Source organism: Xenorhabdus budapestensis, from assembly GCF_002632465.1.
Taxonomy (GTDB): Bacteria; Pseudomonadota; Gammaproteobacteria; order Enterobacterales; family Enterobacteriaceae; genus Xenorhabdus; species Xenorhabdus budapestensis.
In genome coordinates this window covers 1-1,252 of sequence record NZ_NIBS01000090.1, presented here as the reverse complement: position 1 = coordinate 1,252, position 1,252 = coordinate 1, and the positions used below count along the sequence as shown (strand labels likewise).

Here is a 1,252-nt window from a genome sequence, read left to right as displayed (position 1 = left end):
AATATTGATGTGGTTCAATGATTTTGGTCACCGTTATAGAGGTGATATGCTCACTTCGATAATTCAACAGGTGACATGATGAAAAGAAGTTTCAGCCCCGAATTTAAATTGGAGTCAGCACAGTTAGTGCTTGACCAAAACTACAGTATTGCCGATGCCGCCAGAGCCATGAATGTCAGTCAGTCCGCCATGGGGCGATGGGTTCATCAGTTAAAACAGGAACGGCAGGGAAAATCTCCCAACGCTTCGCCCATCACGCCGGAGCACATTGAAATCCGCAACCTGAAAAAGAAACTCCAACGCCTTGAAATGGAAAATGAAGTTTTAAAAAAGGCTTCAGCACTCTTGATGTCGGATTACCTGAACAATTCTCGCTAATCGAGCAATTCAGAGTGCATTATCCCGTGGCTTTCCTTTGCCAACTGTTTGGCGTTTATCGCAGTAGTTATCAAGCCTGGCAAAACCGGAGGAAGCCGCCCGATCCTGAGCGAGTAAAATTAAAGAGTCTGGTGCGTGAAGCTTTTAACGAGAGCCACGGCTCAGCCGGTGCACGGACAATGGCGACGATAGTCACCACCAAAGGCAGGCCATTGGGCCGATGGCTGGCGGGAAAATTAATGGCTGAACTGGGGCTGGTCAGTCGCCAGCAGCCGACACATCGCTATTCCTGTAAGGAACAGGAACATGACGATATTCCCAATCATCTTGACCGTCAATTTGCGGTCACCGAACCCAATCAGGTGTGGTGTGGGGATGTAACGTATATCTGGACCGGTAAACGTTGGGCTTATTTGGCGGTCGTCATCGACCTTTTTGCCCGTAAACCCATCGGTTGGGCGATGTCTTTCTCGCCGGACTCTGAACTGACGAAGAAAGCGTTAGAAAGGGCATTTGAATCCAGAGGGAGACCTCAAGGGATCCTGTTTCACAGTGATCAAGGTAGTCACTATACCAGCAAAGCGTTCAGACGATTATTGCAGCGTTATGGTATTAAACAAAGCCTGAGCCGGCGGGGAAATTGCTGGGATAACAGCCCGATGGAACGTTTTTTCCGGAGCTTAAAAAGTGAATGGGTCCCTTTGGCAGGGTATACAAATTTTAGGGAAGCTTACCATTCTATTATTCAATACATAACAGGTTATTACAGCCAGCTTCGTCCTCACTGGTATAACAATGGGTTAACGCCCAATGAGTCAGAACGATTATTTTGGAAAAACGCTAAGCCAGTGACCAATTTTTGTTGACCACAACA

The 1,252-nt window shown here is 47.3% G+C and carries 1 protein-coding gene; it reads left to right on the top strand.

The genetic code is table 11. From position 1 onward, the window contains the following. Positions 1 to 75 precede the first annotated feature (75 nt). A protein-coding gene (locus tag Xbud_RS18970) for an IS3 family transposase (RefSeq protein ID WP_099137526.1) occupies positions 76 to 1,244 on the top strand; the annotation gives its coding sequence in 2 pieces (ribosomal slippage) (positions 76 to 325 and positions 325 to 1,244; 1,170 coding nt in all). The last annotated feature ends 8 nt before the right edge of the window (positions 1,245 to 1,252 follow it).